General features: G+C 57.2%; 25 protein-coding genes, 1 tRNA gene and 1 pseudogene. 19 read left to right on the top strand and 8 right to left on the bottom strand.

Translation table 11 applies throughout. The features are described 5' to 3' along the window. Positions 1–86 precede the first annotated feature (86 nt). From ACQQ2Q_RS10925 to ACQQ2Q_RS10865, 13 genes and pseudogenes are all read left to right on the top strand, one after another. Entirely contained in the window at positions 87–1067 is a 981-nt protein-coding gene (locus tag ACQQ2Q_RS10925; protein WP_428187091.1) for an ABC transporter substrate-binding protein, read from the top strand. Between the two features lie 13 nt (positions 1068–1080). Next, on the top strand, positions 1081–2775 hold the full coding sequence (locus tag ACQQ2Q_RS10920) for an ABC transporter permease (protein ID WP_428187090.1): 1695 nt from the start codon (positions 1081–1083) through the stop codon (positions 2773–2775). Then, entirely contained in the window at positions 2763–3791 is a 1029-nt protein-coding gene (locus ACQQ2Q_RS10915) for an ABC transporter ATP-binding protein (protein WP_428187089.1), read from the top strand. The genes ACQQ2Q_RS10920 and ACQQ2Q_RS10915 overlap by 13 nt, the downstream gene beginning before the upstream one ends. Before the next feature lie 185 nt (positions 3792–3976). Further along, positions 3977–5170 carry an acyltransferase family protein gene (locus ACQQ2Q_RS10910; protein ID WP_428187088.1) on the top strand — a complete coding sequence of 398 codons (1194 nt, stop codon included), beginning with the start codon at positions 3977–3979 and terminating at the stop codon, positions 5168–5170. A gap of 165 nt (positions 5171–5335) precedes the next feature. Further along, positions 5336–6296 (top strand): annotated as a pseudogene (locus ACQQ2Q_RS10905) (endonuclease/exonuclease/phosphatase family protein). Continuing rightward, positions 6293–7033: an NUDIX hydrolase gene (locus tag ACQQ2Q_RS10900; protein WP_428187087.1), complete on the top strand. Its 741-nt coding sequence runs from the start codon at positions 6293–6295 to the stop codon at positions 7031–7033. Before ACQQ2Q_RS10905 ends, ACQQ2Q_RS10900 begins: the two are co-directional and overlap by 4 nt. A gap of 66 nt (positions 7034–7099) precedes the next feature. Beyond that, complete coding sequence (locus ACQQ2Q_RS10895) at positions 7100–8017, top strand: PhzF family phenazine biosynthesis protein (RefSeq protein WP_428187086.1); 918 nt, start codon at positions 7100–7102, stop codon at positions 8015–8017. A 100-nt stretch (positions 8018–8117) separates the two neighbouring features. Beyond that, positions 8118–8193, top strand: a tRNA-Lys gene (locus ACQQ2Q_RS10890). Between the two features lie 311 nt (positions 8194–8504). Continuing rightward, positions 8505–11024 carry a mechanosensitive ion channel domain-containing protein gene (locus ACQQ2Q_RS10885; RefSeq protein WP_428187085.1) on the top strand — a complete coding sequence of 840 codons (2520 nt, stop codon included), beginning with the start codon at positions 8505–8507 and terminating at the stop codon, positions 11022–11024. 119 nt (positions 11025–11143) lie between these two features. Beyond that, entirely contained in the window at positions 11144–11407 is a 264-nt protein-coding gene (locus ACQQ2Q_RS10880; RefSeq protein ID WP_428187084.1) for a hypothetical protein, read from the top strand. 223 nt (positions 11408–11630) lie between these two features. Then, positions 11631–12455: a response regulator gene (locus ACQQ2Q_RS10875; RefSeq protein ID WP_428187083.1), complete on the top strand. Its 825-nt coding sequence runs from the start codon at positions 11631–11633 to the stop codon at positions 12453–12455. A 175-nt stretch (positions 12456–12630) separates the two neighbouring features. Beyond that, complete coding sequence (locus tag ACQQ2Q_RS10870; protein WP_428187082.1) at positions 12631–13557, top strand: ABC transporter ATP-binding protein; 927 nt, start codon at positions 12631–12633, stop codon at positions 13555–13557. Continuing rightward, the gene (locus tag ACQQ2Q_RS10865; RefSeq protein WP_428187081.1) at positions 13554–14315 is read left to right on the top strand and encodes an ABC transporter permease; all 762 of its coding nucleotides are present in this window, start codon (positions 13554–13556) and stop codon (positions 14313–14315) included. Before ACQQ2Q_RS10870 ends, ACQQ2Q_RS10865 begins: the two co-directional genes overlap by 4 nt. Positions 14316–14318: 3 nt before the next feature. On the opposite strand, the gene ACQQ2Q_RS10860 is transcribed toward ACQQ2Q_RS10865, so the two are convergent. Genes ACQQ2Q_RS10860 through ACQQ2Q_RS10850 form a run of 3 tightly spaced genes read right to left on the bottom strand, consistent with a single transcriptional unit; the run spans position 14319 to position 16055 of the window. Then, complete coding sequence (locus ACQQ2Q_RS10860) at positions 14319–15020, bottom strand: retropepsin-like aspartic protease family protein (RefSeq protein ID WP_428187080.1); 702 nt, start codon at positions 15018–15020, stop codon at positions 14319–14321. 1 nt (position 15021) lies between these two features. Then, positions 15022–15237, bottom strand: coding sequence for a DUF1289 domain-containing protein (locus ACQQ2Q_RS10855; protein ID WP_428187079.1), 216 nt, complete (start codon positions 15235–15237; stop codon positions 15022–15024). Between the two features lie 35 nt (positions 15238–15272). Next, positions 15273–16055: an adenosylcobinamide-GDP ribazoletransferase gene (locus ACQQ2Q_RS10850; protein WP_428187078.1), complete on the bottom strand. Its 783-nt coding sequence runs from the start codon at positions 16053–16055 to the stop codon at positions 15273–15275. Positions 16056–16181: 126 nt separating this feature from the next. Here ACQQ2Q_RS10850 and cobT point away from each other — a divergent pair, with 126 nt between their 5' ends. Together cobT and ACQQ2Q_RS10840 are read left to right on the top strand one after the other, a co-directional pair. Beyond that, a complete protein-coding gene (gene cobT, locus ACQQ2Q_RS10845; protein ID WP_428187077.1) occupies positions 16182–17204 on the top strand; it encodes a nicotinate-nucleotide--dimethylbenzimidazole phosphoribosyltransferase in 1023 nt (340 codons plus the stop codon). Then, positions 17197–17601: a diacylglycerol kinase gene (locus ACQQ2Q_RS10840; protein ID WP_428187076.1), complete on the top strand. Its 405-nt coding sequence runs from the start codon at positions 17197–17199 to the stop codon at positions 17599–17601. Before cobT ends, ACQQ2Q_RS10840 begins: the two co-directional genes overlap by 8 nt. Positions 17602–17661: 60 nt before the next feature. On the opposite strand, the gene ACQQ2Q_RS10835 is transcribed toward ACQQ2Q_RS10840, so the two are convergent. Next, on the bottom strand, positions 17662–18636 hold the full coding sequence (locus ACQQ2Q_RS10835; RefSeq protein WP_428187075.1) for an endonuclease/exonuclease/phosphatase family protein: 975 nt from the start codon (positions 18634–18636) through the stop codon (positions 17662–17664). 86 nt (positions 18637–18722) lie between these two features. After that, positions 18723–20249, bottom strand: coding sequence for a sensor histidine kinase (locus ACQQ2Q_RS10830; protein ID WP_428187074.1), 1527 nt, complete (start codon positions 20247–20249; stop codon positions 18723–18725). A 304-nt stretch (positions 20250–20553) separates the two neighbouring features. Between ACQQ2Q_RS10830 and ACQQ2Q_RS10825 the strand changes: the two genes are divergently transcribed. The 3 genes from ACQQ2Q_RS10825 to ACQQ2Q_RS10815 are packed head-to-tail and all read left to right on the top strand — an operon-like array spanning position 20554 to position 22372. Then, the gene (locus tag ACQQ2Q_RS10825) at positions 20554–21165 is read left to right on the top strand and encodes a glutathione S-transferase (protein WP_428187073.1); all 612 of its coding nucleotides are present in this window, start codon (positions 20554–20556) and stop codon (positions 21163–21165) included. 26 nt (positions 21166–21191) lie between these two features. Next, positions 21192–21824 carry a uracil-DNA glycosylase family protein gene (locus ACQQ2Q_RS10820; protein ID WP_428187072.1) on the top strand — a complete coding sequence of 211 codons (633 nt, stop codon included), beginning with the start codon at positions 21192–21194 and terminating at the stop codon, positions 21822–21824. Between the two features lie 59 nt (positions 21825–21883). Then, positions 21884–22372, top strand: a complete 489-nt coding sequence (locus ACQQ2Q_RS10815; RefSeq protein WP_428187071.1) for an Lrp/AsnC family transcriptional regulator — start codon at positions 21884–21886, stop codon at positions 22370–22372. Positions 22373–22436: 64 nt separating this feature from the next. On the opposite strand, the gene ACQQ2Q_RS10810 is transcribed toward ACQQ2Q_RS10815, so the two are convergent. The 3 genes from ACQQ2Q_RS10810 to ACQQ2Q_RS10800 all read right to left on the bottom strand — a co-directional run bounded on the left by ACQQ2Q_RS10810 (position 22437) and on the right by ACQQ2Q_RS10800 (position 25292). Continuing rightward, positions 22437–23345 (bottom strand): NAD(P)-dependent oxidoreductase, encoded by a 909-nt coding sequence (locus tag ACQQ2Q_RS10810; RefSeq protein WP_428187498.1) that lies wholly within the window; start codon positions 23343–23345, stop codon positions 22437–22439. A 74-nt stretch (positions 23346–23419) separates the two neighbouring features. After that, positions 23420–24319: a LysR substrate-binding domain-containing protein gene (locus tag ACQQ2Q_RS10805; protein ID WP_428187070.1), complete on the bottom strand. Its 900-nt coding sequence runs from the start codon at positions 24317–24319 to the stop codon at positions 23420–23422. 154 nt (positions 24320–24473) lie between these two features. After that, positions 24474–25292 (bottom strand): methyltransferase domain-containing protein, encoded by an 819-nt coding sequence (locus ACQQ2Q_RS10800; RefSeq protein WP_428187069.1) that lies wholly within the window; start codon positions 25290–25292, stop codon positions 24474–24476. A gap of 119 nt (positions 25293–25411) precedes the next feature. Here ACQQ2Q_RS10800 and ACQQ2Q_RS10795 point away from each other — a divergent pair, with 119 nt between their 5' ends. Beyond that, positions 25412–26134 (top strand): DUF2270 domain-containing protein, encoded by a 723-nt coding sequence (locus ACQQ2Q_RS10795; protein ID WP_428187068.1) that lies wholly within the window; start codon positions 25412–25414, stop codon positions 26132–26134. Positions 26135–26137 lie beyond the last annotated feature (3 nt).

The raw sequence follows: 26137 nt of genomic DNA, 5'->3' as shown, positions 1-26137 counted from the left end.
GGATGAGAATCGCGCCTCACCGGTTTGTCATACAGATGTTGCACGAGAGGCCTAGACCCGCCTCGAATTGAAACGAGGGTCCAATCATGTCCAAACGCCTTTCTTCCGCCGTCGCCGCCATTGCGCTTCTTGCATCCGCGACTTTTACCCAAGCCGCCGATCTGGTGCTCTATACGAGCCAGCCCAATGAAGACGCCCAGGCGACAGTCGATGGCTTCATGGCTGCCAATCCGGACATCAAGGTGGATTGGGTTCGCGACGGTACGACCAAGATCATGGCGCGTCTGATGTCGGAGATCGAAGCGGGCAATCCGGGTGCCGACGTGCTGCTGATCGCCGATACGGTCACGCTCGAGCGCATGAAGCAGGCCGGCCAGTTGATGGCCTACAAGTCACCGGAAGCGGCCAACTACGATGCATCGCTCTATGACGCCGATGGTACCTATTATTCCACCAAGCTGATCACAACCGGCATCATGTATAACACGGCAGCGTCAATGAAGCCGCAGCGCTGGTCCGACCTTGCCAAGCCTGAAGCCAAGGGTCTGGTTGCGATGCCAAGCCCGCTCACCTCGGGTGCAGCGCTCATTCATGCGCAGACCTTGAGCGGTGTGGACGGGCTCGGCTGGGATTATTACAAGGCGTTGAAGGAAAATGGCGCAACGGCCGCCGGCGGCAATGGCGGCGTATTGAAAGCGGTTGCCACCGGCGAAAAGGCTTATGGCGTGGTCGTCGACTATCTTCCCATCCGCGAAAAGGCCAAGGGCGCACCTGTCGAATTCGTCTTCCCAGAGGAGGGTGTCTCGGCCGTCACCGAACCGGTCGCTATTCTCAATACCACCAAGCATGCCGAGGCAGCCAAGAAGTTTATCGACTACGTACTCTCTGAAAAGGGTCAGGATGGATTCTTGAAACTCGGCTATATCCCGGCGCGCAACGGCATGCCTGTGCCCACTGGTTTCCCGGCCCGCGAAACGATCAAGGTGCTGCCTCTCGATGCTGCGGCAGCACTCGCATCGACAGACAAGGATCTGAAGACTTTCTCGGATATTTTCGCGACCAACTGAGCAATAGACTGCATTGGCCAAGTTCAGCTCTACCGGAAACAGCCAGCCGCGCTGGCTGTTTCCTTTTGTTATCACTGCAATTTCCTGCCTGAGTATCGTGCCGCTCGGACGGCTGGTCTATGCCGGTGCGCTGTCGATCATGGGTGGGGGGGCCGGCGATCTGCTTGTCGATCCTCAGGTCTGGCATGCCGTCGTCAACAGTCTGGTGACGTCGCTTGCCGGTACCTTGATCTCTGTCGTCCTCGGTGGCGCGTTTGCGCTTGCACTTGCACTGACGGATATCAGGGGGCGGTGGCTGTTGAGCTTCCTCTTCATGCTGCCCACCATGATTCCACCGCAGGTGACGGCACTGTCCTTTGTCGGCATGACCGGGCCATCCAGTCCGCTGTTGAAGGCGCTTGGCATTGCACCGCCCCTGGGGAGCCCGCAGCCGCTCTATTCGCTCGGTGGTATTGCGCTGTTATTGGGTATCCAGCATGCGCCGCTTGTCTATCTCTCGTTGCGCGCCGGGCTTTTGTCCCTTCCGCGCGAGGGTGTGGAGGCAGCTCAATTGTCCGGGGCGTCGCCAATGCGGGTGTTGCGTGACATCATCCTGCCGCTCTCCATTCCAGGTGCCATTGCCGGTGCCGCCATCGCTTTCGTGTCTGCAATCGGCAATTTCGGCATTCCCGCCATATTGGGTATTCCAGGCTCGATCATCACCTTGCCGACCTTGATTTATTCCCGTTTTGCCAGTTTCGACTCCGGTACCTTTGGTGATATCGCCATGCTGTCAGGGATCATCGCACTGATCGCTGTCATCGGACTTGCCATCCAGGATCGCGCGCTCAAGGGCCGCGATTACAGGGTGATCGGGTTGTCGGGTCCGGTGGCAAGTTTCAAGCTTGAAGGGCGGCGTCTGCCCGTTGAAATCATGCTGTGGCTTTGCCTTGCCTGCATTCTTCTAGCACCCTTCGCTGCCTTGCTTGCAGCCTCTCTCGTGCCGACATATGGCGTCGCGCTGTCACTCGATACGGCAACGCTGTCGGCCTATCGCGAGATCCTGTTTCGTCAAAGCGTCACGCAGATGGCGTTTTTCAATTCGATATTTCTGGCCGGCGCAACGGCTATCGGTCTCTTGGTGATCACCGTTCTGGCGGCCTATACGCTGTCCAAGCGCCGCGGCTTTATCGCAGGCCTGATCAAGTCGTCGATTGATATTCCCTATGCGCTTCCGGGCATCGTGATCGCGGTCGCCTTCATTCTGCTGTTTGCGGCACCATTGCCGATCCTCAAAGTGACGATCTACGGTACGATCTGGATCATTCTGCTTGCCTATTTCTCCAGTTTTCTGGCTGTCAGCTTCAAGCCGGTCATGAGTGCATTTCTGCAGCTTGATCCGGCGCTGGAAGAGGCCGCACGGCTGTCCGGTGCGGGATTTCGTCATCGGCTAGTCGATATCCTGTTGCCGCTGATCGCACCATCCGCCGGAGCATCGGTCATCCTGGTGTTTCTGATCGCCTGCAATGAACTCACGGTGTCTGCGCTTTTGTGGTCAGCGGGTACACAGACGCTGGGCGTCGCCATCTACAATCTCGATGACAGCGGTTCCTATGATCTGGCGTCGGCCCTTTCGGTGCTTGTGGTGTTGATGGTGGTCGTTTTGATGCTGATCCTGGAAGGTCTGGCCGACCGTCTGCCCAGAGGAGTGGTTCCGTGGCGAAACTGATACTCAATCATCTGGCCAAGGATTTTGGCGGAGTGCGGCCAGCCGTCTCGGACTTCTCTATCGATATTCGGGATGGCGGCTTTCTGGCGCTGCTTGGGCCATCCGGTTGCGGCAAGACGACGGTTCTGCGCATGATTGCCGGATTTGAAGTGCCGAGCGACGGCGCCATCTATCTCGGTGAACGTCTGATGTCCGACGGCGGCGGGATTGTGCCGCCAGAACGCCGCAACATGGCGATGGTGTTTCAATCCTATGCGCTGTGGCCCCATATGAGTGTTGCCGAGAATGTCGGTTATCCTCTGAAGGTGCGCGGCGTGACTGGAGAACCGTATCGACGCAAGGTGGCAGACGCGCTTTCCGCCGTGCGGCTCGAGCCCTTTGCGGGACGACGACCGGCTGACCTCTCCGGGGGACAGCGACAGCGCGTGGCTCTGGCGCGATGCCTCGTGACTGAGCCCGATGTGGTTCTTCTGGACGAACCGCTTGCCAATCTCGACCGCCACTTGCGGCAGGAGATGGAAGAGACATTCCGCGAATTTCACCAGCGCTCTGGCGCAACCATGGTTTATGTGACCCATGATCAGGCCGAGGCGATGGCGCTTGCCACGGATGTCGCGGTGATGTCGGAAGGGCGCCTGTTGCAGGTTGGAGCGCCCGCCGAACTGTATGCGCGGCCTGAGGGCAAGCTGGTTGGCGGATTGATCGGGCAAGGGGGTATTCTATCGGTCAGGGATGACGGGATTGCCGAGCGTGTCTACAATCATTCGAGAATGGCGACCGGTCTTGACCAGGCGCAATCTGGCGAACGGACAGTCGACGTTCTTGTGCGGCCGCAAGATATCGAGATTGGTTCTGACGGTGTTGCTGCACGGGTCGAGAGCGCGACGTTCGAGGGCGAGCGCCATCTGTTGCGACTGACCCTGGACGATGGACAGAGCCTGCGCGCATTCAGTCGGATCGCCGTCAAATCCGGAGACCATCTCAACATCAGGATCCGTGAAGGCTGGCGCCTATAGGGTCTCAGGAGCCTTGCAGACGCCTCATCACAAACTCATTGCGGCATATATCCATCGCCCCGTGCAGTCGTGTTCGGTGCTGCCATATTTGCCAAACCTTAAGCACCGTCGGCCTAGTTTCGCTTGTGGGCCTCTTGCCCGTGTGGAATTTCGGGGCCGGCGATCAGTGAAGGCTGGGTGAATTGATGCGATTTTTGGCGTTCGACGGCTTGCGCGGATTGTTTTCTATTTTTGTGGTGTTGTCGCACATACCGGCTGCGACTTTCCTCTACCAGTCTGGGCTCGAATCCAGCGGTCGTTCCCTGGTCGATCTTTTCTTTGTCTTCAGCGGCTTCGTCATCGTCGCAGGCTATGAGCAGAGGCTGCTCGAAGGATACAGCTTCCGCCGTTTTCTCATCGCGCGCCTTGGACGGATCTATCCCATACATGTGGTGATGCTACTGGTTTTTATACTGACAGAAATTGCCTTTGCGACCATTTTGAGCCCGCTCGCCCCTGAAGGCAGGGGCTATTTCGAGGGCCCTAAATCTCTCTTCGCGATTGTCACCAATCTGACTCTCATTCAGGCCTGGGGTATTCACGATCAACTGACCTGGAATTTTCCAAGCTGGAGCCTTTCAACCGAATGGGCGGCATATCTGCTGTTTGCCGCCTCGCTCTTCTGCCTAAGGCGACGTTTTCTGTATGTGACCGTCGTGGTGATCCCCTTCAGCATGGCGATGCTGGTGTTGGTTGCGCCGGATGGCATGAGTTCGTTTCAGGATTTCGGCGTCTTTCGGTCTTTCCTTGGCTTCAGTTGCGGAACGCTTTCCTATTATCTTTTTGGCTATCTCTACCAGCGTGACATGTTCAAGACTGTTCCTGTTGCGGTTTTCACGGCATTGGAACTTGCAGGATTTGCGCTGATGATCGGGCTCCAGCTGGCGATCGGGCGCACGGAATATGCCGTGATCCTGCCGGTAGTGTTCATTCTCTTGATGGTGCTGTTCGCCTATGGCCGAGGCCATATCTCGGCGTTGATGAGCACGGCTCCGATGATGTATCTCGGTGCGATTTCCCTTTCGATCTACGTCGTGCATGCGTGGATCGTTCTGCGCGCCGGCAATGTCATGATGTTGGTGCAAAAACTGACCGGTATCACCTTGTTCGATTATACGGCGGATGTTGGTCAGCAGTATTTTCGACTGTCGCTCTCGCCGCTCGCAGCCAATCTCTATGCTTTGGTCATTGTTGTGCTGACCGTGATTGTCAGCCATTTCACATATCGATGGGTGGAGTTGCCGGGGCAGACGCTCTTTCGCAACTGGGGCCAAAAATTGTGGCCGTCTGCTTCGCCGGCACCGCAAGGGCAGCCAGCCACGCTGCCCGGCACCAGATAGCAGTCACAAGTCTGCTTGCGGCCTCCGCTCTTAGATGGTTCATTGGCGCTCCAGTCACGCCCTTGATCAGGCGCTCGGGGGACGTCTCGTCCGATGGATGTCCTCAAAGGAGTTTCACCGACGCTTGCGCCAGCCCTCCGGCGTCGAAAATCCCGAAAGTCTCACATGACGCTTCGTCTTGCTACCTTCAACGTCGAAAACCTGATGACGCGGTTCGATTATTCGGGTTTCCGAAATGGCGCGCGACAGGACAGGGTCCTGCAGCTGTTCGAGGTCGATAACGAGGCTGAGTATCAGCGTCTTGAGGCGGCACGCGTGGTGGCATCAACCGACGACACGCGTCAGATGACGGGCGCGGTATCGACGTCGGCGTGATGATGCGCGAGGAAACGCGAGACGGCGAAAAGATCGAACTCACGGATATCAAAAGCCATGCCGGTGTCACCTATCGCGAACTCGGCCTGTTCAATCCGGCACTCGTCGATCGAAACGCACCCGATGACAAGATCTTCAAGCGCGACTGCCTGGAAGTCGATCTCAGAATCGGTGGACGTCCCTTTACGCTGTACGTCGTGCATTTCAAATCGATGGGCGGTGCACGCGATGGCGTCGATGGACGCATGGTAACCAAGCCTGTGCGCGAGGCGGAGACGTACGCGGTGCGCCACATTATTGAAGCGCGTTTCGGTAAAGGCGGCACTGCAACCAAGTCTTTTGCCATCTGCGGGGATATGAACGATTACCAGGAGCGTGTGGATGTGTCCGGCGACCGACGCCGTGGCTACAGCTTCCATCATGTCGGTGCGCTCGACAGCGCGCTCGATGCGTTCAGCCATGACGGTTTTGTTGAAAATCCGATGCTGCGTCGGGATGCACTCGATCGCTGGACGCTTTATCATTCGCGTGGCCCGCAAGAACAGCATTTGTGTCAGCTCGATTATATCTGGCTGTCGCCGCATCTGGCGCGGCGAAACGCAAATGCCGTTCCTGAGATCATTCGGGGCGGGCAGCCATTCCGCACGCCGTTCCGCCTGGCCAGGAGGTCGAGCGTTATCCGCGGATCGGTTGGGACCGACCCAAGGCGTCCGATCATTGCCCTGTCGTCATTTCTCTGGATCTTGAATGATCGATATCACTGAAGAAGATCATCGCTTGTGGCCGCCGGAACATCTTATTTTTCCGGTCGATTCCCTCAGTCTTCAGGTCTTGCCGGTCGATCATCCATTTCATATCGCGGAACGCTTGGAGGCAGAACGCAACTGGCTCCAGGAGGTGGACAAGAAGCCGGCTTTGTTCAACGGGCAGGTCGTGCTGCAGCATCGGCTGACGATGGACGATGGCGTCATCGAAGGGGTAGGGCACCTCGTTCCCTATTCGACCTTTCTCTGGTGGCGCGCCCAGGAGCCGGCACGGGGAGGATTTCACCTGTTTGGCTTTCCGGTGTTGATTTCCTCCGACGGGGCAATCATTGCCATCAAGATGGCGGCTCACACCATCAACGCGGGAAAAGTCTATTGCGCCGCTGGATCGCTCGACAAGGACGATGTCGCGAATGGCGCCTGCGATCTCGAGGGCAATATGATGCGCGAGGTCCTGGAGGAAACCGGTCTCGAGCTTTCCTCTGCGCGTGCTGATGAGAAACTCTTTGCCAGCCATCGGCAACGACGGGTCACCGTTTATCGCCGCTTCCATTTCGACAGGACAGCAGAAGACCTGATTGCCGATATCCGCTCACATATGGCGGTCGATGATGAACAGGAGATCGCGGATGTCGTTGCGATCCGCTCAAACGACCCCGCAGCCCACAATTATGATGTGGCGATGCTGCCCTTGTTGACGTGGATATTTGGAGACGGGGCTTGACCGGATGAACTGTCGCGGGGGATGAACGTTAAACGGATGACACACCGATGACGAGCGGAGGCGCCTTTGGCACGCGAATACTCGATCTATGATGTTTTCACTGACCAAAAGCTTGCCGGCAATCCGTTGGCGGTCATCTTCGACGGCGAAGGATTGACAGCCGAGGCCATGCAGGCAATCGCCGGCGAGATCAAGCTATCCGAAACCGTCTTTGTTCAGAAAGCGGAGAATACGGCCTATACCGCCCGTATCCGCATTTTTACGCCAGCGCGTGAATTGCCCTTTGCAGGACACCCAACCGTCGGCACGGCCATCGCTCTTGCGGAACGCAACCATGCAGACGCCGGCGGATCGCTCGATCAGGTCTCGGTGCTTGAGGAGAATATCGGGCCGGTACGCTGCGCTGTGCGATTGCGGCCCGGAGAAGCGAGCTTTGCCGAATTCGATCTGCCGCGCAAACCGGTAAAGATGGATTATATTCTTGAAAAAGGCGGCATTGCCAATGCGCTGTCGCTGAAGGCCGGCGAGGTCGGGTTCGAGAATCACCTGCCATCCGTCTGGAGCGCCGGCGTGCCCTTTCTGGTGGTGCCGGTTCACAATCTGCGCTCGGTCGAAAGCCTTGAATTCGATCCGCAGATGTGGGAGCGCGTCGCCCCCTATGCCGATGGTGCATTGTCGTCGGCTTATGTCTATTGCCGAGGCGGGATTCATCATCGCGCCCGTTTTCATGCACGCATGTTTGGTTCGGGCATGGGGATTGCCGAGGATCCGGCAACCGGTGCGGCAGTGGCAGCGCTTGCCGGCGCTATCCAGCATTTTGATGCATTGCCGGATGGTCATCATCCCATGATCGTCGAACAGGGTGTTGAGATGGGGCGCCCCTCCTTTATTCACCTGCATATCGATAGCAAGGACGATGAAATCGTGAAGGCCAGGATCGGGGGGCAGGCGGTGCGTGTTGCAAGCGGCGTACTGGACCTTTGAACGAGAAAAATCGCAAAGGTCGAAAGAAAATTCACCGAGGTGGTAGACAAGTCTGAGCTTCCTGTTTATACGCCGCATCACACCACCGGACGGTGGCTGTGGGTGATTAGCTCAGTTGGTAGAGCAGCTGACTCTTAATCAGCGGGTCGTAGGTTCGAGCCCTACATCACCCACCATTTCTTCTTCCTGGGAAGAAAAAACGTCAGCTCCAAATATAAAATTTTCCGTGATCTGCATCTGTTCCGCTGACTACTAGGTCGCGTTCCCGCAATGTTTCTGTTTTAGTCCTTGGGCTGTTCCACTTGCCTGTGGATTGCTGTGGATAACCTAAGGTAAGGTGGCGTGGTGGCAGGAGACAGGTAGCCGGCAACATAGATCGAAAATGCGATCATTGATGCGGCGTGTCGCTATGCATGCCGTCCTTTCCTTTGCCATATCGCATCTCTATGATCGACCACAGTTCGTGCCTGCAGTTAAAGGACAGAATTTGCTTCTTTCGCATCGTATCCGACGTCTGTTCGTCGCCATCGCTTTTTTATCTTTGACTGCCGGCATTGCCGGTGGATCCGCCGTTCCTGTCCAGGCTCAGGCAGCGATTATCAATGATGAGAACGCCATCCAGAAGGCGGAGCAGGAAATCACCGACGCGCAGAAGCGTCTCGAGACTTTGCGCAAGGTCGTCGAAGGCAATGTCACCGACGATTCGCGTCTGATCGACACAAAAGTGAGCATTGACGAGGTCACGCGCGATCTTCTCGCCACCACAGTCAATCTTCGCCCGCGGCTCGACGAGGTCAAAAGCCGCCTCGACCAACTTGGAGAGCCGCCAGCCGAGGGGCAGCCGGCCGAAGACTCATCGGTGACCGATGAACGCAACAAGCTCACCGCCCAGCGACTGAAGATCAATAATCTGACAGGAGAGGCTGAAGATCTTTCGATCACGGCCAACAAGCTATCGAATGCGATCACCAAAATTCGCCGCGATCTCTTCACTGACCGGCTTTTGGAGCATACCGACATTTCTCCCTCGTTGATTTCGGATGCAGCAGCGGCCTTTACCGTCGAAGTGAGCACTTTGGTTCGCACGGTCAGCAGTTGGTTCAACTTCATCTGGAACTACAAGCGTCTCTCGCTTGCAAGCGCGGTGTTGCTGTCCATCGCGTTAGCCTTGTTTTTGCTCGCCGTCGAATACCGGTTGTTCGGTCGCCTTATCCGACGTGATCCCGCAATCAAGGAGCCCGCTTACACAAGCCGATTGTCTGTGGCCTTCTGGGCGACGATCCTGCCGGCGCTAGCCTTGGCCTTCTTTCTTGTCACATCCTATTTCCTGCTCAAGACCTTCAACGTCTTGCGCATGGATATCGCTCCGATCGTCTCCGCGACCTACAGTTTTATCGGTCTCGTCGCTTTCGTTGCATTGATATCTCGTGCGATTCTCGCTCCCAGGCAGCCCAGTTGGCGGCTTGTCTCTGTTTCCAACAGTGGCGCACGCAGCCTCGGTGTAGCCATCCTCATGATGGCCATCGTCAATGGCCTCGATTACGTCGCTGGCAGCATAAGCGAGGCGCTGGGCTCGCCCGTCGTTCTCACCGTCATGAAGAGCCTGATTTCCTCTGCGGTCGTTGGCTTGCTGGTCATCTATGTTTCATTCCTGAAGCCCGTTGCAGGTGAGGATGGAGCCGACAGCGCCGACAGCCGCGATTGGCCTCGCTGGATCGTCTGGGCGCTCAGGTTGATCGGTATCGGCCTCTTGCTTGCCAGCCTCTCGGGTTATGTCGGCATGGCACGTTTCCTGGCAACGCAGATCATCGTGACAGGCGCTGTCATCGCCACGATGTATATCGGCATGCTGTCTGCCCGCGAGATATCGGCTGCTGACCGGTTCGGCGAGACGAGGGTGGGAAAGTATATCGAGGAGCGTTTCCATCTTGGCAGCGTCAGTCTCGACCAGGTCGGCCTTGTCGCCGGATTGCTCAGCTATCTTTTCGTTCTGGCCATCGGTGTTCCGCTGATCCTGTTTTCCTGGGGTTTCCAGCCCAGGGATATCGAATTGTGGGCTTTTCAGATCTTTAACGAGATCTCCATTGGCAATATCCGGATTTCGCTATTCGGGATTGCCGGCGGCGTTCTGTTGTTCGCCATCGGGCTTGTGGTTACGCGCTGGTTTCAGAAATGGCTCGACGGTAGCGTCATGGCGCGGTCGCATGTCGATGCCGGCGTGCGCAATTCGGTCAAGACGGGGGTCGGCTATATCGGCGCAGCAATAGCCGGCGTCATTGGCGTTTCGGCAGCCGGGATCAATCTGTCCAGCTTGGCCCTTGTCGCCGGTGCCTTGTCTCTCGGCGTCGGTTTCGGCTTGCAGAATATTGTCTCCAACTTCGTCTCTGGCCTCATTCTGCTGGTCGAGCGGCCTTTCAAGGTCGGTGACTGGATTGCCACCGGAACGACCGAAGGCTTTGTCCGCAAGATTTCGGTGCGGGCAACCGAGGTCGAGACATTTCAGCGCCAGACGATCATCGTGCCGAATTCGGAGTTCATCAACGCGTCGCTTGGCAACTGGACCCACCGCAACCGTTTGGCGCGCATCGATGTGCCGATCGGTGTTTCCTACGACAGCGATCCGCGTCAGGTGATCCGGATACTGGAGGAGGCGGGCCATGCGCAGGAAGGCGTGCTGAGCAATCCCGAGCCGTTTGTCATCTTCCTCGGTTTCGGCGATTCATCGCTCGACTTCCAGCTCTGTATCTTCGTGCCGGATATTCTCGATGCCTTGAACGTCAAGAACGGTATTCGTATCGAGGTGTTTGAGCGCTTCAAGAAAGCTGGAATCGAAATCCCGTTCCCGCAGCGCGACGTCAATCTCTTCATGCGCGAAAATCAGGTAAAAGAGGCAGTGAAGACAGCAACCGCTGCCGCACAACGCCCGATGGATAAACCGGAACAACACGGTATTGTGGAAACTGGCGACATACCGGAGGATGCATCCGGCGATGGCGATAAAGCCTGAGTGATATTATTCAGGTCGCATTCAGGTTGACGGTGTATAACGGTTGCAAATGCTTGAGGTCTTACAAGATCAAAGCGACATTCTAGACGAGAGGGCGGCGCTGTTGCGTCGTAAATGCCATGAAAAACATGATGACTACGCTTATGTTGCTGACCTTGTCCGCTGGCATGGCATCGGCAGCAACCGTTACAAACAAGGATTCTGCGCCGATCGTCTTGTCGGTCGTTGAAAATGGCAACCGTATGGAAGTGGCGTTGGATGCCGGTGCAAGCCAGTCACTATGTCCGACCGGCTGCTTTTTAACGCTTCCGAACGGAGACCGGATCGGACTTCAAGGCAATGAAAAAGTCGATATCATCAATGGTTCGGGTACCATCAAGTAATGGCCTGAACCAGTATCGCGATCAAAAAGAAAGCGTCCGGTCTAACCGGACGTTTTTCTTTTTTCGCACCCCAAAAAAACAACTGCACGTCCGTGTTTGGGAATGTTTTCTTCAGGTTTCATTAATAGCTTTGCGAGTTCCGTGCTTCTGCGATTAACAGTTCTTCAAGCTGATGATGTTAGAACCTCCTGAAATTAGTGAAGTTCTCGAGAAAAGGCGTAGCATGGCAATCTTCGGTATTTCCGGAATGCAGTATTCCGGTCAGCAATTCCCCGATGTCAGGATCATCGTGGCGGAAGACTCAAATGTCTTCACATCCATGATCACCACACGCCTGAAAGAACTATTCAGCATAGACGCCGAGGTCTGCCGTACGTTCGAGGATTTGCAGGTGGCCAATGAACTGGCCGACGAGCCGGTGACCTTGGCCATTTCCAACATCAATCTGCCGGGTGCCGAAAATGGCGAGGCTCTGGAATATCTGATCGATCTCAATATTCCGACGATCGTGTTTACCGGCACATTTCACAGCGATACCCGCGAGAAACTTCTGGCGAAAGAGATCGTCGACTACATCCTCAAGGACAGCGTTTTCGCCGTCGAGATGCTGGCCGAGTCAATCTATCGCTTCTTGACCAACCACCAGCACCACGTGCTGATCGTCGATGATAGCCCGACAGCGCGTGCGTTGTTGTCCACCCGCCTGAAGCGCTACAATTTCCGGGTCAGCGTTGCCGAGAACGGTGCCAAGGCACTGGAAATCCTGAAGGCCAATCAGGATATCGGCCTGGTGGTGACCGACTATAACATGCCCGATATCGATGGCTTTGAATTGACGCGTCGTGTGCGTGCCGTTCGCGGCAGTCATGAATTGCGCATCATCGGCGTGTCGTCCTCGACGGATCGTCTGCTGTCGGCGCGCTTCCTCAAGGTTGGCGGCAACGACTTCATGCTGCGCCCCTTCATTGACGAGGAATTCTACTGCCGCGTCAACCAGAACCTGGATACGCTGGTGCAGATCAATGCCGGTAAAAAACAGCGCGCCTGATTGAGGATTGCTGCCTGTCTTCAAACCCGTCGCGGCCTCGGCCGTCGGCGGGTTTTTTGCGTCCGGGATCTATCTGCTGCCCCTTTCTGGCGGTGAATCGCGCTAACGAACTGGCAAGTTCGATCATGCTTTCTATCTATAGGGCTCTTATCCTCGCACCGACTGGTTACAACCGATGCCGCCCATTATTTCGATCCAAAATCTTTCCAAGACATATGACAACGGTTTTTCTGCTCTCAAGGATGTTAGCATCGACATCGAGAAGGGGGAGATCGTTGCTCTTCTGGGTCCCAATGGGGCGGGAAAAACGACACTGATCTCCATTGTGTGCGGTGTCGTCAATCCGAGCGGCGGGACTGTTCTGGTCGGTGGACACGACGTTGTAAAGGAGTTCCGCAAGACCCGGGCTGTAATCGGTCTGGTGCCGCAGGAACTGACGACGGATCAGTTCGAGACCGTGTTCAATACCGTCACATTCTCGCGCGGTCTCCACGGCAAGCGTGCCGATCCCGCCTATATCGAGGACTTGCTGAAATCCCTGTCGCTTTGGGACAAGCGGGACAGTGCCTTGCGCGAACTTTCCGGCGGCATGAAGAGGCGCGTGCTGATTGCCAAGGCGCTCTCTCACCAGCCCGACATTCTGTTTCTCGACGAGCCGACGGCTGGCGTGGATGTGGCCTTGCGCAAGGATATGTGGCGATTGGTGGGCGAGCTTCGCCGTACGGGTGTCACCATCATCCTGACGACCCACTATATCGAGGAAGCCCAGGAGATCGCCGACCGCATCGGTATCATCAACAAGGGTGAATTGCTGTTGATCGAGCAAAAGGATGCGCTGATGCACAAGCTCGGGCGAAAGCAGATGGTGCTGGAGCTGGCGGAGCCGATTGATGGCGTTCCGGAGGCGTTGTCTGCCTATCATCTCAATCTATCCGAGGATCGTTCTCAGTTGATCTTCGAATATGACCAGGAAACCAATCATGGTGGCGTTGCCGGGCTGCTGGCCGCTGTCGAGGCGGCCGGTGTCCGCTTCTTGGACATTTCCACCAGCCAGACGTCGCTTGAAGATATCTTCGTCTCACTCATCGGAGAAAAAGCATGAATTTCGAGGCGATCAAGTCAATCTACTATTTCGAGATGAACCGCACACGCAGAACCATGCTTCAAAGCGTGGTGTCTCCGGTGGTCTCCACCTCGCTCTATTTCATCGTGTTCGGGGCTGCCATCGGCTCACGGCTGCAACAGATCGACGGTGTATCCTACGGTGCCTTCATTACGCCGGGGCTGATCATGCTGACGCTGATCACCCAGTGCATTTCCAACGGTTCGACCGGTATCTACTTTCCGAAATTCGTGGGGACGATCTATGAGATCCTCTCGGCACCGGTGGCCATGACGGAGATCCTGTTGGGCTATGTCGGGGCTGCGGCGACAAAAGGCATGATGATCGGTTTCATCATCCTTGCGACTTCGGCGCTCTTCGTTGACCTGCATATCGAGCATCCGGTCATGATGGTCGTGTTTATGGCGCTGACGGCCGTCACCTTCAGTATGGCCGGCTTCATCATCGGGATCTGGGCGAAGAATTTCGAGCAGTTGAGCATGGTGCCCATGCTTGTGGTTCCGCCTTTGACTTTCCTCGGCGGGACCTTCTATTCGGTCAGCGTGTTGCCGCCGTTCTGGCAGACGGTCAGTCACCTCAATCCTGTGCTCTATCTCGTCAGTGGCTTTCGCTGGAGCTTCTACGGCATTGCAGATGTCGCTCCGACCATCAGCTTTGCCATGATCCTCGTCTTCCTGGGCATCTGCCTCGGTTTTCTGAGCTGGGTGTTCAAGACAGGATACAAGCTGCGCAACTGACCTTCAGTCCTGCAGCCGCAACTCATCGGACTGAATGTTGATCGAACGCAGCGTGGAGAGAAAGCTCATTCCGAGCAGGCTCTGATCGAGCATTCCCTGCTGGGTGACTGTCGCTTCGATGTTTTCGCGGCGGATCGGGCCGAGGTCGATGCTTTTCAGGCGGACCGGGGCTGCCTGCGCGCGGCCATTGGCCGTCAGCATGGTGCGGCTGTATGTCAAGCTTTCCGGGTCTATGCCGGCGGCAATGGCGTCTTCATAGGAAAGGGCAACGATTGTCGCTCCGGTGTCAACCAACATCGAGACCGGGGTGCCGTTGACCGTGGCCTTGGTCTCGAAATGACCGCCGAGCGATTTGTGCAGGATGACGATCGGCTGACCATCGGCATTGGTTGCGACGACCGCACGACCAGGCATCAGACCGGAGACCAGACGATTTCCCACTTGCTGCAATTCGTTGCGATAGAGATAGCCCGTGGTCAGCGCCATGGCGATCAGTGCCCAGGTCAGCATCTGTTTCAAACTCTCGCCCAATGAACGACGGCTGGCAAGGATACCGACCGACAGCATCGCGGCGAAGGGCAGGAGCGTGATCAATTGCCCGAAGCTGTCATTGTCCATGCCGAAGCTTCGGCCCGTATCGTGGTTGGCAATCAAAACGACCAGGCCGAAGGCCAGGATGGCGATGACGATATAAAATCTGTTCAAGCTATTCTCGCTGTTTTGCCATGCGGCTGCGGCGGGTTTCGCGGCGCGGTTTGCGCTCGATGGTTTCCAGCCGGGTGGGGAGTGCTTCCATGATGGTGCGGCGCTGTTCACCGGTATAGCCGCTCCAGCCGCCGATCTCCTCGCGCGTGCGACCGCAGCCGAAACAGAGGCCGGTCTTGTCGTCCATCACGCAAACGAGGATGCAAGGTGATTCCATGGGGCGCCTCTGTTGTCAGACCCTATATTGTGGCTTCAGACTGCCAGAGCAAGACTTGCAAGCATCAGGCATTCGCAAATCTGTTGGGTGGCACCGATGGTGTCGCCGGTATGGCCACCGATGCATTTGCGGACAAAGGCTGTAAATGCGGCACAAGCGAGAGCCGCCATAGCCGAGGCAAACAGCATTGGCGCAAAGCCCGCCGATGGCCAGAGCAGGGCGAATGCGACGATCGCCGCGGCGATGAGCGCTGCAGTCACAGCATCTCTCGTCGGTTCCCCTTGCGATGCTGCAACGCCATCTGTCTTGGCCGGACCGATGGCCGACCAGTGCCAGACCATCAGCGCTCTGCTCAAGGCGGCGACCGCTGGCAGGCAAAGGGCAGCCTCGATCGGATCGATCCTCGTGGCGATGGCACCGATGGCTGAGGCCCTGAGGCCAAAGCTCAAGACCATGGCAATGACACCATAGGAGCCCACGCGGCTATCCTTCATGATGGTGAGCGCATGGTCTTTGTCGCGGCCGCCAAAAAGACCGTCTGCAGCATCGCTCAAGCCGTCTTCATGCAGTGCTCCAGTGATCATGGTCTGCAGGGTCAGAACCAGGAAGGCGGCCAGATAGACGGGCGCATCGGCTGCCAGCAGCAACCACAGCAATATCGCGGGACCAGCCAGGATCAGCGCTCCTGCGAGCGGGAATGTCTGGACACCGCCCGAAATGCTGGGGCCTGTGCCAGAGAAAAATGATCTGGGCACGGGAATGCGGCTCAGGAAGGCAATCGAGCGGACGGTGTCGTCAAAATAGTCGCTCAATTTCATGGCCTTGCGAACCTCCATTGCATGTGCGACCGAAATGTCGCTTTTTTGGGTTGTGGCATATTCCCGGGCTTATTATGAGAGGCCACAAAGCCTCAAGTCGAGTGCAAAGACAAGGAAGCAATATCCATGAATGTCACAGGCCTGCCGTTCGACGATTTTCGCGTGCTGATCAACGACCTTCCGGGTCCCGACACCGCAGCGCTGGCTGCCGCGCGCAAACGGGACGGACAGTTGACCAAGCCGCCCGGCGCGTTGGGTCGACTCGAAGAAATCGCCATGTGGCTTGCGGCCTGGACCGGCCGTACACCTGCAGTCAACAGGCCTCTCGTTGCCATCTTCGCCGGCAATCACGGTGTCACGACGCATGGTATCACGCCGTTTCCATCCTCCGTTACCCAGCAGATGGTGGAAAATTTCGCAGCGGGCGGTGCCGCCATCAACCAGATCTGCGTGACCCATGATCTGGGTCTGAAGATCTTCGATCTGGCGCTCGACTATCCGACCGGCGATATCACCTGCGAGGCGGCGTTGTCGGAGCGCGATTGTGCGGCCACCATGGCCTTTGGCATGGAAGCGGTGGCCGGTGGCACGGATCTTCTGTGCATCGGTGAAATGGGCATTGGCAACACCACGATCGCCGCTGCAATCAATCTGGCGCTTTACGGCGGCACGGCGGAAGACTGGGTCGGTCCTGGAACCGGGTCCGAGGGTGAAGTGCTTCAGCGCAAGATCAATGCTGTGAAAACCGCCGTCGAATTCCACAAGGAGCATCTGTCGGACCCGCTGGAAATCCTGCGCCGGTTAGGCGGGCGTGAAATCGCGGCCATGGCGGGTGCCATTCTGGCTGCCCGTATGCAGCAGATTCCCGTGCTGCTCGATGGCTATGTCACAACCGCTGCGGCCTCCATCCTCAAGGCAATGAACCCGTCGGCGCTCGACCATTGCCTGATCGGCCATGTATCAGCGGAACCGGGCCATATGCGGGCGATCGAAAAGCTCGGCAAGACGCCGCTTCTGGCGCTCGGCATGCGCTTGGGCGAGGGCACCGGTGCTGCGCTGGCCGCGGGTATCGTAAAGTCCGCAGCAGCCTGCCATACCGGCATGGCGACTTTTGAAGCTGCCGGTGTCAGTGGTAAATCCGATGCTTGACGATAAAACATCTCGAAGCGAAGAGAGAATTGGCGAGACGGATCTTAGCAAGAAGACCGGCGTTGCGCATTTTTTTGCAGCGGCGCGATATTCGTCGCAGGGGTTCCAGCGGCTTCTCGGCGAAGCGGCGTTCCGTCATGAACTGCTGGCCTTCGTCGTTCTTGTGATCCTGTTTGCGCTCACCGGCGCAGTGCTGGCTCAGTATGTGATCCTGTTGGTTCTGGCGCTGGTGCTGTTTGCCGTGGAAGCACTCAATACAGCGGTCGAGGAGATCGTCGACCGCGTATCGCCGGAATTCTCAACGGTCGCTCGCCATGCCAAGGATTTGGGATCGTTTGCCGTTTTCTGCCTGCTCATTGCCAACGGCGTGTTTGCGGCAAGCGTGGTGTTCTTCTAAGGGCCAGATACAAGTCCGTATCTGAGGACCGGAGGCTTGCTCCGGTCCTCAATATCCCGATCAAAACTCGACTTTTGCAAAGGTGGAGCGGTGATCCGACGGCCAAGGTGTGACGACGACATCGGCGTCCGGTGATTTCTCGCCGACGATGCCGGCGGCGATGACCTTGATGTCTTTGGCCTTGCCGAAGGTGTAATCGATGCGGTCATGGTGGTCTTCCGGATCGGACACCTCGCTTGTCGGTGTCCAGGTATAGGCCGGTTTTGCGACTTCATCCGGGAAGGCTATGCGAAACAGATCCGTGAAGCCGCCTTCCTGTTCGATCCTCAATGCGGAAGGGTATTGGACAGCGATGGGCTGATGGCCGGCCTTCACGCTTGCCTCGGTCCAGTCCAGATGCGACGGCTCATTGAAGTCGCCAAACAGAAATACTGCATCTGCGCCCTCTGCTTCCCTCAGATCCTTCATCACCAGATCGAGTGCCGGTCCCCGCGCCTTAACAGCAGCATCGACCGCTTCCGCTTCGGTCTTCAAATAGGGGGCCGGTCCGTATTCTATGTTGAGCAGCTGATAGGGTTGGTAGGGGAAATCGGTCAGGTGTATGTTGAACGCATAGACCTTGCGTTCATCGACGGTAATTTCAACGCCGAGATCGTTGGCCGTCGCCTTGCCGATGGGATAGCGGCTGATTATGGCATTGGCCCACAAAGCCGGATTTTCCTTGGTCTGGTCGTAGAAGTGAAAACCGAGTGCTTGCGCGAGCTTGGCTGCGACGCTTTCGCCGACCGCCGGACAGGCATCGGCTTCACAGACTTCTGGCTCCGGTTTGGTTTCCTGGATGCCGATGATATCCGCACCGGTGGCGCGAATGGCTGCTGCTGTTTCCTCTACACCCTTGCCCGCATTGGTGCCGCCGCCCCAGATATTGAAGCTCATTACCGTCAGTTCTGTTTTGTTGTCTGCTGATGAGGCAGACGTCACCGCGGCGGCCGTCATTGCAAGGCCCAGCAGGGCCGCGTTCAGTCCCAGTTTCATGATGTCGTCCCCACTGAATAGTCAATGGACAGAGGCTAGCAGAAAACGGTGACAGATACGCGAATTCCCAACAGGCGTCTGAGCCGTCAGGCGAACTGCCTGCGGCGAGGCTGGACGGCCTGGATTTCCGAGACGGCGGGTAATGTTTCCAGAACGCGGCGGGCCGGTAGGATGGCAATCACTTCGGTGCCTTCGCGCAGCTTGGACTTGAGCTTGAATTCACCACCATGCTTGTTGAGGATCGCCTGGACGATCGGCAGACCAAGGCCGGTGCCCTGTTCTGCACTCTTGATGGCGATCGATCCCTGACCGAAAGCCGAGAGAACGACCGGAATTTCCTCTTCGGGAATGCCCGGTCCATTATCGCGTATCGCCACATATTGCCCGCCGCCTGCAGTCCAGCCGACACGAATGTTGACCTCGCCGCCCTGGGGGGTGAATTTGACCGCGTTGGACAGCAGGTTCAAGATGACCTGACGCATCGACTTTTCGTCAGCCCAGACACCGGGCAGGGCGGATTCGAACTGCTCGTGAATGGTGATGTTCTTGGCGCGGGCGCGAAGCTGGACCATGCCGACGCAGTCTTCGCTCAATTCCAGCAGTGAGATCGCGGATTCGTTCAACTCGTATTTGCCGGCCTCGATGCGCGACAGGTCGAGGATCTCGTTGATAAGGTTGAGCAGGTGATCGCCGGAGCGATGAATATCGGCTGCATATTCCTTGTAGAGCGGGTTCTGCAGCGGCCCCAGGACTTCCGTCGCCATGACTTCCGAAAATCCGAGAATGGCATTCAGCGGCGTTCTCAACTCATGCGACATGGACGCAAGAAACCGGGATTTGGCCAGATTGGCGTCCTCGGCGCGGCGGCGGGCCTCATCCGACATGGACTTGGCGACTTCCAGCTCGACGATCAGGTCGTCCTTTTCGCTCTGGAACGAGAGCAGGACGATGTTGTTGCGATAGAGCTTGCCGGCCAGATAGATGAAGAAGATCACCGCCGTGGTGAACATCGTGGTCAGTCCGATGTCGAGCGGCTGACGTGTCGTTGCTGCATTATAGAGCAGTGCCATAACGGTTGGCAGAAAGCTGAAGAGAGTCGCCTGCCGCAGCATGACATTCGACATGGCGGTGACGGAGAGCACGATCAGCAGAACGGCGCCCTTGTAGAAAAACAAGGTGTGGCTGTTGCCATAGTCCAGGGCGAACATGGCCCAGCAGATGCCGATTGCCACCTGACCACCGATCAGGATCCGGCGAAACTTCTGCACCTGCCGTTCATCGAAATCCATCTTCGACACGCTGCGGATCAGCAGCACGTTGAGCGCATGGATGGTCAGGGTGAACATGACCCAGATGTAGAGTGCAGGCGACGGTTGGATGATCGCGCCAACACCGGCCACGAATAGCACGAGGATGGGGATGACAGCGGCACCTTGAAGTGCTGAGCGCATATGCATGCGCAGCATCTCGCAATCGAATGCAGCGCCACCGATGTGATTTGTCTGGAGACGCTCCCGGGTTGCGCGCACGGCCTTGGACGCAGCCTTGTTACGGTGACTGCGTGTGAGGTCGACAATGTTTTTGTCGGTCGAGGTGCTTACGCCGTTACTCATCTCTGCCGGATGCCGATCGGAATTGTTCCAATTGACTGCAATCTATCGTGCAATTCTTAAGAAATGCTGTTGAGAAAGGTTTTGTTTGCCATGTCGGTAAAGAATGAATTGCCGCAATTCAGTGCATTTTAGCGAAGTTGTTTTGAGGTAAAACAAACTCTTACGAGCTGTTTCTCGCATATCGAATCAGACGCCCAATTTCGCCTTAATCGTAAACTTTCGATATCCTGTTGGCATGTCCTCTTGGCGATCTCTGGCGAGAGCTGAATTCTTTGCTATCTATGGGAGGCAGAGGAGGCATTCGATGAAGCTATATGATGGCGGGCGCGCGCCCAATCCGCGCCGGGTAACGGTCTTTTTGAAAGAAAAAGGCATTTCCGTGGACATTGTGCCGGTGGATATGGGGGCGATGGGACACAAGTCGGCGGAACTAACGGCGAAAAATCCGTTGCAGCGGCTTCCGGTGCTGGAACTGGACGATGGGACCGTGATTACGGAATCTGTGGCTATCTGCCGATATTTCGAGGAGCGTCATCCCGAGCCGCCGCTTTTTGGCGTGGATGCCAAGGACAAGGCCTTGGTTGAAATGTGGAACCGCAGGGTGGAATTTCACTACCTCGCAAGTGTGGCCGCCGCCTTCCGCCATCTGCATCCGGCGATGAAGGAATGGGAAGTCCCGCAGGTGCCGGAATGGGGTGAGGTCAACAAGCCCAAGGCGCTGGAATTTTTGCAGTTCATGGATCAGGAGTTGAGCGGCCGGGAATTCGTGGCCGGATCGCTTTTCTCCATCGCCGACATCACCATGATGATCGCCTTCGATTTCATGAAGCCGGCCCGGATCCTTTGTCCGGAGGAATTGGTGCATGTCTGGCGCTGGTACAAGGCGGTCTCTGCGCGTCCGAGTGCAGGACAGTGACGATCCAGACGACGGTAAGGTAGCATATGTCCGACATCGAGGCGTTGAGAGAGACGATTGCGGCCTGCCGGATCTGTCGGGAGCAACCGTTGGGTGGCCCGGAAAAGCGATTGCCACACGAGCCTCGACCGGTCGCAGTGATCTCCAGGACGGCGAAAATCCTCATTGCCGGTCAGGCTCCGGGGATGAGGGTGCACCAATCGGGTCTACCGTTTAACGATGCCTCGGGCGACAGGCTGCGGCAATGGCTGGGTGTGGATCGCGACAGTTTTTACGATCGAGACAAGTTTGCCATCGTGCCGATGGGATTCTGCTTTCCGGGCTATGACGCCAAGGGCCATGATTTGCCGCCGCGTCGGGAATGCGCACCGCAGTGGCGGTCTTCCGTGATGGCGTCCATGCCGCAAATCGAGATCGTGCTGGCGATCGGTCAATATGCACAGGTCTGGCATCTTGGTGAAAACCGCAAGAAGACCATGACCGAGACCGTCTTTCACTGGCGTGACAGCTTCCTCGCCAATCGCGATGGACCTCGCGTTTTGCCGCTGCCGCATCCGAGCTGGCGCAACACCGGATGGCTGAAACGCAATGCGTGGTTTGAAGCCGACATACTTCCCCTGTTGAAAAGAGAGGTCAATCGTCTGCTGGGGTCTGCTTGATACTGTTTGTTATCGGTATTTGTGGGCTATACGGTAGATGAGAGCTCGAAAGGGTAGAAATGGACCGTTTAGACCGGAAGATCCTGCGCATCCTGCAGGAAGATTCAACGCTTGCCGTTGCCGATCTCGCCAAGAAGGTGGGGCTTTCGACGACGCCTTGCTGGCGCCGCATCCAGAAGATGGAAGAAGACGGTGTTATTCGCCGGCGTGTGGCGCTTCTCGATCCGGCCAAGGTCAATACCAAGGTGACGGTATTCGTCTCCATCCGCACCAATACCCATTCGATCGAGTGGCTCAAACGCTTCTCTGAAGTGGTTGGCGATTTTCCCGAAGTGGTCGAGTTCTACCGTATGAGCGGCGACGTGGATTATCTGCTGCGCGTCGTGGTGCCGGATATTGCCGCCTATGACGCCTTCTACAAGCGGTTGATTGCCAAGATCGAGATCCGCGACGTGTCGTCTGCTTTTGCCATGGAGCAGATCAAGTATACGACGCAATTGCCGCTCGACTACATGATGCTCGACAACGGAAAATCGGGCGAGGAATAGGGCTGGTCAAGAACCGAACGCCCGGTTGGTTGGAAACCGAACCGGGCATTGTCGGAAAAGCCGATTATTTGGCTTCAAGTCGTGCCAGCAGGGACGACGTATCCCAGCGGTTCCCACCAAGCTTTTGTACTTCTCCGTAGAACTGGTCGACAAGGGCTGTGACGGGAAGACTTGCGCCGTTGCGGCGAGCCTCAGTCAGCACGATGTCGAGATCCTTGCGCATCCAGTCGACGGCAAAGCCATAGTCGTATTTGCCGTCGTTCATGGTCTTGTGGCGATTTTCCATCTGCCAGGACCCTGCCGCTCCCTTGGAGATAACCTCGATCACCTTTTCTATGTCGAGACCGGCCTTCTTGCCGAAGTGGATGCCTTCGGCCAGACCCTGCACAACGCCGGCGATGCAAATCTGGTTGATCATCTTGGTGAGCTGGCCGGAGCCCACATCGCCCATCAGGCCCACCATTCGTGCATAGGCATCAATGATCGGCTTTGCCTTGTCGAAGGTCGCCTTGTCGCCGCCGCACATGACTGTCAGCACACCATTTTCAGCGCCGGCCTGGCCGCCCGATACGGGCGCGTCGATGAAGCCGCAGCCCTTGTCGCTTGCTGCGGCAGCGAGCTCGCGGGCAACTTCCGCAGAGGCTGTGGTGTTGTCGATCAGAATGGCACCGGGGGCCATACCGGCAATCGCGCCATTGGCGCCGAGTGTTACCGAACGAAGGTCGTCGTCATTGCCGACGCAACAGAAGACGAATTCGGCATCCTGTGCAGCCTCCGCCGGTGTCAGGGCCATGGCTCCGCCAAACTGCTTCACCCATGCTTCGGCCTTGGCAGTGGTGCGATTGTAGACGGTGACGTCATGACCACCCTTCACCGTCAAATGGCCCGCCATCGGGTAACCCATTACGCCCAAACCGATGAATGCCACCTTGGCCATGTTCTGCTCCCTTGAGAATTTTTTTCGATCTGCCAGACGTAGCGGACCGGCGCGAAAAGGAAAAGCCGGGCAGGGTGTCTTTCGGTTCGCTCATTTCGATGGCCGGTGCTTCAACTCTCCGTTTCGGCGGCAGCCGATGTGGCTTCCAGGAGCCAGTCGACGAAAGCGGCTGCCAGTGCGGACAGTCTGGCGAAATCACGCACCACAATGAAATAATCGCCGCTTGGAATGACAATGTCGGACAGCTGTACAAGGTCGCCTACCGCAAGCGCCGGTGCAGCCTGTTTGAGGTCGACCAGAGCCACGCCATCGCCGCGCAGGGCCGCTTGATAGACCAGCGCACCATCCGTGAAGATCGGGCCTGGCTTTGCCGGCACAGACAGGCCAGCTGCTTGAAACCAGCGCTGCCAGTTTTCCCGGTTTTCCTCGTGAAGCAGGCTGAAGTGTGAAACATCGGATGCCGCGACAATCGTCTGGCCGTCCAGTAGTCTGGGGGCTGCGACGGCGACGAGTGAGACGTCGGTCAGGTGACGCGCCTGACTGCGCGGCCAGCTGACGCGCTCCAGACTATGGCGAATGGCGATATCCGCCTTGCCCTGGCGCAGGTCGATCAATCGTGCATCGGAATCGATGGTCACATCGATATCCGGTTCGGTCTGCTGGAAGAGGGACAAGCGCGGGCCGAGCCAGTTTGCGGCAAAGCTCGGTTCGCAACTGATCGTCAGTGCGCCGCGCGCCGTGCTTGTGGACACCTGGTCGAGCTGTTCGGAGATTGTGTCGAAGGATGCTGTCAGGACGGCCAGCAAGGAATGACCCTCGTCTGTCAAAGCGATGCTGCGGTGTCCACGGGTGAACAGCGGCTTGCCGAGCTGTAGTTCGAGGTCGCGGATCTGCCGGCTGACTGCTGCTGCCGATACGAACAGCTCATCGGCGGCTGCTGTGATGCTTTGGAGGCGTCCCGCCGCCTCGAAGCTGCGTAGTGCCGTTAAGGGAAGCCGACCACGTTTCATGCATAACCTCAAGTCAATCGAAGGTGACTTAAAGCTCGTTTGAGCGGAGAGCGCAAGTGGGCTCAATTGGTGTCTCGAAAGGAGACCACTATGCCCGCATTTCTCTTGATACTATCCGATGTGATCCGGCTGATGACGTTTCAGCCGGCACGGATCATCCGCCCGTCAGCTTCGCGATCACCAGATGACCGGGGCTCGGCTGACCATCCTGCATGCGAACGTTGATTTCGCCCATTTCGACGATCTCAAAGCCAGTCGCGGCCAGACGCTCGCAGATATAGGCTTCTGTATGCAGATAACGCTGATGCGGCCCGACCGTATAGGGTCGACCTGCCGATGCCTCCAGCGTTTCGGACGAGAAGACGAAAAGCCCGCCCTCGACCATGTTTTCGGCGGCCCCGAAAAAGAGCGGTTCCAGCGCTCCGAGATAGGGCAGAACGTCTGTTGCGGTGATCAGGTCAAAAGGCTCGTCGTCATTGTCTTCGAGGAAGTCCTCGACTTCGGCGACGTAGAGCGTCTCGTAAAGATCCTTCTCGTGGGCGATTTCGACCATGTTTTCCGAAATGTCGATGCCGGTCATGTCATCCACCATGTCGCGCAAGGTGCCGCCGGTCAGGCCGGTGCCGCAGCCAAGGTCGAGCATGCGCTTGAACGGTCCAAGCTCCAGAGCCTGAAGTCGCTGGCGTACCATGACGGGGACCGCGTAACCGAGCTGCTCGACGAGAATGTCCTCAAACGCTTCGGCATGCTGGTCGAACAGGGTCTCGACATAGGCATCGGGTGCCTTGGGCGGCGCGTCTCCGCGTCCAAGTGAGGCGATGCGGACAGCGGCTCCGCCGTGGTCTTCCGGATCAAGTGCCAGGCACTCCGTATAGGCTGTGACTGCGGCATCGATCTCACCGGCCTTTTCATGGGCCAATGCGCGGTTATAGGCCTCCGCCAAAGCTTCCTCGTCGATCCGGGCCATGAACATTCCTCGTGTGCTTGAATTTTGTGGCGCTCTATCGTCTTCGACGGCATTTTGCAATGTGCAGGGCTTGGGAACCCTGAAACACTTGGTTCGTTGGAAATGCTATCTGGAGGCAGGCTGCGATGGAAACGCTCGATTTTTTGAACGAACATTTCGAACGGCAAGCGCCGGCGACGCCAAAGCTGCCATCGACCTCCGCCGAAAAAGCCAACATGATTGCTCATTATTATCGCGGTGAACTGGGACGCATGGCCAGTTGGCGCGATCGGATCGACCGGACATCGAACTGGGCGATCACGCTGGTGGCCGGTGTGCTCTCGGTCTCACTGTCGACGCCCAACTCCCATCATGGCATCGTTCTGTTTGCCATGCTGCTGATATCGCTTTTCCTGCTGATCGAGGCGCGGCGCTACCGTTTCTTCGATGTCTATCGTTCGCGGGTGCGGCAGCTGGAGCGCAACTACTTTTCTCAAGCCTTGTTGCCCCATGGCGAGCTGGACGACGACTGGTCTGTGGCCATCGCATCCAGTCTCAGATCGCCGATCTTCCTGATGGGACGTTGGGAGGCCATCTCGCGCCGTATCCGCCGCAACTATGTCTGGATGTATCTGATCCTGCTTGCGGCCTGGTTCCTGAAGATCTCGACGCCCAAATTGCTGCCGAACCAACCTGCGGTCGATACCGTCTGGTCGTTTGGCGAACTGGTGAAGAATGCCGCCCTCGGGCCCTTGCCGGGCTGGTCGGTGCTCACGGCCGTTGCCATCATCTATGTCGGGATCATCGCCGCAGCCGTTGCTCGCAAGCCCGGCGAGGGCGAGTTCGCCTTCGGCGATGTCCATGTGTGATCG

The sequence above is a fragment of the Agrobacterium sp. ES01 genome, assembly GCF_050320885.1.
Lineage (GTDB): Bacteria > Pseudomonadota > Alphaproteobacteria > Rhizobiales > Rhizobiaceae > Allorhizobium.
This window is presented reverse-complemented; position numbering and strand designations above follow the sequence as displayed.